The sequence below is a fragment of the Lishizhenia sp. genome (assembly GCF_033720595.1).
GTDB lineage: Bacteria > Bacteroidota > Bacteroidia > Flavobacteriales_D > Crocinitomicaceae > Lishizhenia.
The window spans coordinates 1-7278 of sequence record NZ_JAWWCF010000158.1 but is presented as its reverse complement, the minus strand read 5'-3'; the positions used below and the strand labels follow the sequence as shown (position 1 = coordinate 7278).

6 protein-coding genes and 1 pseudogene are annotated in these 7278 nt (G+C 37.1%); all 7 read left to right on the top strand.

Features of this window, described 5'->3' with window-relative positions; all coding sequences use genetic code 11:
- A pseudogene (locus tag R3333_RS11080) lies at positions 1-215 on the top strand (30S ribosomal protein S4); the annotation flags it as partial.
- A gap of 16 nt (positions 216-231) precedes the next feature.
- On the top strand, positions 232-1224 hold the full coding sequence (locus R3333_RS11075) for a DNA-directed RNA polymerase subunit alpha (RefSeq protein ID WP_090248880.1): 993 nt from the start codon (positions 232-234) through the stop codon (positions 1222-1224).
- A 21-nt stretch (positions 1225-1245) separates the two neighbouring features.
- Positions 1246-1734, top strand: coding sequence for a 50S ribosomal protein L17 (gene rplQ, locus R3333_RS11070; RefSeq protein ID WP_318958844.1), 489 nt, complete (start codon positions 1246-1248; stop codon positions 1732-1734).
- A 133-nt stretch (positions 1735-1867) separates the two neighbouring features.
- Entirely contained in the window at positions 1868-2971 is a 1104-nt protein-coding gene (gene carA, locus R3333_RS11065) for a glutamine-hydrolyzing carbamoyl-phosphate synthase small subunit (RefSeq protein ID WP_318958843.1), read from the top strand.
- 2 nt (positions 2972-2973) lie between these two features.
- Positions 2974-4257 carry a phosphopyruvate hydratase gene (gene eno, locus R3333_RS11060; RefSeq protein WP_318958842.1) on the top strand — a complete coding sequence of 428 codons (1284 nt, stop codon included), beginning with the start codon at positions 2974-2976 and terminating at the stop codon, positions 4255-4257.
- Positions 4258-4493: 236 nt separating this feature from the next.
- Positions 4494-4847, top strand: a complete 354-nt coding sequence (locus tag R3333_RS11055; protein WP_318958841.1) for a hypothetical protein — start codon at positions 4494-4496, stop codon at positions 4845-4847.
- A gap of 4 nt (positions 4848-4851) precedes the next feature.
- On the top strand, positions 4852-7278 hold a 2427-nt coding region (locus R3333_RS11050), incomplete at its 3' end, for a hypothetical protein (RefSeq protein WP_318958840.1).

Here is a 7278-nt window from a genome sequence, read left to right as displayed (position 1 = left end):
CTTACCAGTTGAAAGTTGGTGATGTTGTAGGTGTAAGAGAAAAGTCAAAGTCATTAGAAGCAATAACATCTTCATTGGCTTCTAGTAATAATAAATTCGACTGGTTAGATTGGGATTCAGCTAAAATGGCTGGTTCTGTAATTAGTGTTCCAACAAGAGATATGATCCCTGAGAACATTAACGAACAATTTATCGTCGAATTATACTCTAAATAAAATATAACGCATTAACATGGCTATTTTAGACTTCCAAAAGCCTGACAAGGTAATAATGATTCAATCTGATGAGCACGAAGGTCAATTCGAGTTTCGTCCATTAGAACCAGGATACGGAATCACAGTAGGTAACGCTTTAAGAAGAATCTTACTTTCTTCTTTAGAAGGATTTGCTATCGCTTCAATTAGAATTGAAGGGGTAGACCACGAGTTCTCTACTATTAAAGGAGTCGTTGAAGATGTTACTGAGATAATCTTAAACTTAAAACAAGTTCGTTTTAAGCAGCAAATAGAAGATCAAGATACAGAGACAGTAGTTGTTTCTATTTCTGGTCAAGATAAACTTACTGCAGGGGATTTAGGTAAATTTACTTCAGCATTCCAAGTATTGAATCCGGATCTTGTATTATGTAATATGGAGCCTTCTGTAAAATTAGAGATGGAGTTATCTATCGTTAAAGGTCGTGGATACGTGCCAGCAGAAGAGAACAAAGTATCAGGAGCTCCTTTTGGTACTATCTTTATAGACTCTATTTTTACTCCTATTAAGAACGTAAAATACTCTATAGAGAACTATCGTGTAGAGCAAAAAACTGACTATGAAAAATTAGTTATGGAGATTGCTTCAGATGGTTCAATTCATCCTAAAGATGCTTTGAAAGAAGCAGCTAAGATTTTGATCCATCACTTCATGTTATTCTCTGATGAAAGAATTACTTTAGATAGCGAAGTGAAGTCTGAAACTGAGGAGTTTGATGAAACTTCTCTACACATGAGACAGTTATTGAAGACGAAGTTAGTAGATATGGATTTATCAGTTCGAGCATTGAACTGTTTGAAAGCTGCTGACGTTGAAACTTTAGGAGATCTTGTTTCTTACAACAAGAACGATCTATTGAAGTTCAGAAACTTCGGTAAAAAATCACTAACTGAGTTGGAAGATTTAGTGGAAGCTAAAGGTCTTTCATTCGGAATGAATGTGTCTAAATATAAATTAGACAAGGATTAAGAATCTTAGAATTAAAAGAAAATGAGACACGGTAAAAAAGTAAATCATTTAAGCAGAAAGTCAGCACACAGAAAAGCTATGCTTTCTAATATGGCTTGTTCGCTTATAGAACATAAAAGAATTAATACTACCGTAGCAAAAGCGAAAGCTTTGAAAGTGTACTTGGAGCCTTTATTGACAAAGTCAAAAACAGACTCTACTCACTCGAGAAGAATCGTATTTAGCTACTTAAAAAGCAAAGAAGCAGTAACGGAATTGTTCCGTGAAGTAGCTCCTAAAATTGCTGACCGTCCAGGTGGGTACATGCGTATCATCCGTATCGGTAACAGACAAGGGGATAATGCTGAAATGTGTATGGTAGAATTAGTAGACTTCAACGAATTGATGTTAAACGATAAGCCTGCTAAAACGACACGTCGTTCTAGAAGAGGTGGAGGTGCATCTAAAGCAGCAGAAGGTACAACTTCTGAAGCTGAAGCAACTACTGAAGCAAAAGACGAAGAAGAATAGAAATATTTTTCGAAGGAAAAGGCAATCTAAGGATTGCCTTTTTTTATGCCCTATTTTCAGGGTGTTAAGAAAAGTTCTTAAAAACATTTCTTAAAACCTTTATTATACATTAACTTTGCAAAAACTTTTTGAAATGCAAGAAAGAAATCCAGCAGTTCTAGTACTTGAAGACGGAACGGTTTTTCATGGAAAATCAATTGGTAATCCAGGTGTAACTTATGGTGAAATCGCCTTTAATACAGGGATGACAGGTTACCAAGAGGTATTTACTGACCCTTCTTATTTTGGTCAGATTTTAGTTATGACAACTTCTCACATCGGAAACTACGGTGTACATGCAGAAGAAATTGAGTCAGACGATATGAAGATTGCTGGTATAGTAATCAAAAAGTTTTCAGAAGTTTATTCTCGTGCATCGGCAGAAGGTTCTTTAGAAGAGAACATGGTAAGAGACAATAAAATAGGAATCTGCGATGTTGATACGCGTGCCCTAGTGCGTTACATTAGAAATAAAGGTGCAATGAATGCAATTATTTCTACAGAAGAGAATTTTGATATCGACGCTTTAAAACAACAAGTAAAGGAAGTGCCTTCAATGGAAGGTTTGGAACTTTCTTCTAAAGTTTGTACAAAGGAAGCATTCGAAGTTAAAGCCACTACAGAATCAAAATATAAAGTTGCATTGTACGATTTCGGTGTGAAGAAGAATATCGTAAGGTGTTTACAAGAAAGAGGTTGTGATGTAAAAGTTTTCCCTATGGATGCACCATTGGAAGATTTGAAGGCTTACAATCCTGATGGATACATGTTGTCTAATGGACCTGGAGATCCATCTGTAATGCCAGATGTAATTGAAAAAGTTAAAACATTAGTAGAAGGTGATACTCCAATCTTTGGAATTTGTTTAGGTCACCAATTGTTGTCTTTATCTCAAGGCTTAACAACAAAGAAAATGTTCAACGGACATAGAGGATTGAACCACCCGGTGAAAAACTTAATCACAGGTAAAGGTGAGATCACTTCTCAAAACCACGGATTCGTTGTAGACGAAGACAGTTTGAAAAACAACGAGAATGTGGAATTAACACACATTCATTTAAATGATAATACAGTTGCTGGTATTCGTTTGAAGAATAAAGCTGTATTCTCTGTACAATATCACCCAGAAGCTTCAGCTGGTCCACACGATTCAAGATACTTGTTCGACCAGTTTATTGATAACATGAAAAACAATTAGAAATGAGTTATATAGCTAAAATTGTAGGTAGACAAATTTTAGATTCAAGAGGTAACCCAACTGTAGAAGTTGATGTGTATACTTCTAACGGAGGTTTTGGAAGAGCAGCAGTGCCTTCTGGAGCGTCAACTGGAGTTCATGAGGCGGTAGAATTAAGAGATGGAGATAAAGGAAGATATTTAGGGAAAGGTGTATTAAATGCCGTGAACTATATCAATACTGTTATCAACGAAGAACTTGAAGGTGATTACGTATTAGACCAAAAGGCAATTGATTACAAATTGATCGCTTTGGATGGTACAGATAACAAAAGCAAATTAGGAGCGAACGCTATTTTAGGTGTTTCTTTGGCAGTAGCTAAAGCAGCAGCATCTGAAACAGGTATGTCGCTTTACAAATACATCGGAGGTGTTGGAGCGGTAACTATGCCAGTTCCAATGATGAACATCTTAAATGGTGGATCTCACGCAGATAATAAAATAGATATTCAAGAATTTATGGTGATGCCTTTTGGTGCATCTTCTTTCTCTGAAGGATTAAGATGGGGAACTGAGGTATTCCACCACTTGAAAGCTGTTTTAAAAGAAAAAGGAATGTCAACAAACGTTGGTGACGAAGGTGGATTTGCTCCATCATTAGGATCTAACGATGAGGCAATCGAAGTTGTATTAGAAGCTATCGAAAGAGCGGGATACAAACCAGGCGAGGATATCTGGATTGCATTAGATGCTGCATCTTCTGAGTTCTACAACGAAGAAAAAGGGAAGTACATTTTTGAATCTACAGGTGATGAAATGACTTCTGAAGAAATGGTTGAATTCTGGAACCAGTGGTGTGATAAATACCCTATCGCTTCTATCGAAGATGGATTAGCAGAAGATGACTGGGCTGGATGGAAAAAAGCAACAGAAGTTCTTGGAGACAAAGTGCAATTAGTGGGTGATGATTTATTCGTTACAAACTCTAAGCGTTTGAAAAGAGGAATTGACGAAGGTATTGCAAATTCTATCTTAGTGAAGGTAAATCAAATTGGATCTTTAACAGAAACAATTGAGGCAGTACAATTGGCTACACGTAACCAATACACTTCAGTAATGTCTCACCGTTCGGGTGAAACTGAAGACAATACTATTGCGGATTTAGCGGTAGCATTGAACTGTGGTCAAATTAAAACAGGTTCTGCTTCACGTTCTGATAGAATGGCGAAATACAACCAATTAATTAGAATTGAAGAAGAATTGGGAGAAGCTGCAGTTTACCCAGGAAAAGATTTTAAGTTCCTATAGGACGTTTAAAATTTAAGGATATATACAAAGAGGAACTTTCGGGTTCCTCTTTTTTTATTTCTATACCTATGAAAAGTTGTGTTCTAGCCCTAAATAATTAAGAAAAACTAATACTTTTAGAGTGCTAAGGTGTTGGTTGTGATGTTTGTGAAATATTTCTGAGATTTTTTTAGAATTAAAGGCAACGTCATTTTCTTTAACACGTTTAGATTGTAAAGCTAGAAACTATGAAACCCATGAAAACTTTGTTTTTATGTGCAATACTTATTTGTTGTTCTGCATTTCAGAATGTACAAACACAGCAATTGAGGTATTTTGCACAGGTACAATTAAGTACCACATCTACAAGCCTTCAAAATGAAATTGAAACGGCAATTAAAAACAACCCGAATTGTTATGTAGTTCGTTTAGATCGTATAACAAACGGACTCTTAATTGTAACCAAAGAAATTAATTCATTTACGAATGATGATCTTATTTCTTGGATGGAAGGCAATGAAAATTTAATTGAATGTTCTCGTATTGGAGTGCAAGGTTTTGATGACCATTATGCATTCGATGATACGTTTTGTGATAAAGTAAACCAATAGCCATATGAAAAAGATATTTTATACCCTTCTAATGGCTTTGGCAGTATCAGGCGTTAAAGCACAAACTACAACTACCAATCCAGCTGATTGTAGTACAGCCGTTTTCGGATGTACAATCAATGACTTTACGGCAGGTATTGGTCAAGGAAACTTTAACGATATTCCATCAGGGAATACTGTTTCAAACCCTTCTACAAACCCAGGTACAGCAGGTAACTCAGGTTGTTTGTTGGCGAATGAATTAAATCCTACTTGGATGATTTTTACCATTCAACAAGATGGTTGGTTCGAGTTTACTTTAGGATCACCTAATAGTGGTGGTTGTTACGATTGGGCATTATGGCCGTATTACCAAGCGGGTGGAGGATCATTATCTAGCAATGACGCCTGTTCAGATATTACAAATAATTTATTGCCTCCTGTTGCTTGTAACTGGAACGGACCTTGTCAAGGTTATACAGGTATGGTTCAACAAGGTAATTTACCTACTGGAGCCAATCAAGGTAATTTTGAACACTCATTCTTCGCAACAGCGGGATCTCAATATGTTTTGTGTTTTTCTAACTACAGTGGTTTACAGAACCAATTAGTACCGGTTTATACAGGTACGGATATTCCTGGTAACTCAGGTAGTACAACAACAGCATCTGTAACATGTGATCCTTCAGCATTAGGTTCAACAGTATGTTTAGGTGATACGGCTACAGCTACGATTGATCTTGGTGGGATTGATTCAAACTATGTAAGTTTCCAAGTATTAAATAATGCTTCGGAATTAGTGAGTTCGGCAAACTGGCCAGAATTATCATTCTTACCTACAGATACTACTGAATACTTTGTAGAGCTAAGTGATACTACAGGTATTTATGATACTGTGTCGTTTACGATTAACGTGTTACCTCCTGTATTTGTTGATGCAGGAACAGATACAGCCATTTGTCAAGGTGGAATTGCTTATATGCAAGGTGTACCTTCCGATCCGAATAATGAATTTATGTGGACGGCCAGCGGTTCTTCAACCCCATTTTTTGCGCCTGGAAACGATGTACTTGACCCCCAATTTCAAACGCTGGGTAGTGGAGCCTTTACCCTTTATTTGACCGAATCAAATGGTGTATGTCCCGATGCTACAGATAGTGTTGTAGTATATGTTTCAGTACCTGTTTTACAAGATTCTTTAATAGATCCAAGTTGTAACGGATTTAGTGATGGAGAGATTTATCTAGATTCAGTTAACAACGATCAATATAGCTTTGATGGTGGACAAACGTATCAAACGGCTAATTTTATGACTGGTTTGCCTTCTGGTTCGTATGATGTTGAAATCATAGATATATACGGATGTACGGATGATGCTACGGTAGTGTTAAACGAACCAGCACCAATTGTATTGACAACGAGTCCAGACACAACAGTTTGTGAGAACGGAACAGCATCTATGTGGGCTTCAGCTACAGGTGGAACTTCTTTTGTATACAACTGGAGTACATCTACAAATACAACTTCAAATGAAGATTACAGTCCAACAGCAACAAGCACAGTTGATGTAATGGCTTACAATCAAAATCTTTGTCCTTCAGATACAGCGACTATAATAGTTACAGTAAATCCACCGTTGAGTGGAACTATAAGTCCTGACCAAGATATTTGTCCTGGATACCCAGCGGCACTATTGGTTGACGGAGCAGGTGGTGATGGTGGTCCATACAACTACACTTGGGTAGATGGAGCTGGTAACCCTGTAGGTTCTTCGAATACTTTTAGTGCGAATCCTTCGGCGACAACTACGTATACAGCAGTAGTTACAGATGGATGTGAATCAACGCCATTCCCACAACAGGTTACAATCACAGTTTTACCAGAACCGGATGTGCAATTTAGCGCAGATATCACAGAGGATTGTGCACCAGGTACATTTACTTTGACTAATGATACTGACCCAACGATGGTTGGAAATTGGTACTGGAATTTGAGTAATGATAGTTCTTATATGAATGTGGATCCGCTTACAGTAACACTTCCAGATGTTGGTTCTTACAATGTTCAGTTAATTGTTGAATCTCCTGATGGATGTATAGATTCTTTGACCTATACGAATTACTTAAATGTGACGCCAATTCCACAGGCCGACTTTAGTTACAATTCTCCGATTTACATGTTTAGTCCAGAAGCACAATTAAATAATGCTTCGGTAGATGCAGTATCTTACCAATGGATAATTAATGAAGGTAATCCTGGAACTTCTACAGAAGAAAACCCTGTAATTACTTTCCCTGATGGAGAAACTGGAAGTTATGAGGTGATGTTAATAGCTACTTCAGATATTGGTTGTGTTGATACCATTGTGAAAATGGTTAACGTTGAACCAGAAGTTATCATGTATGCTCCGAATACATTTACACCAGATGGTGATGAATACAACAACTCTTGG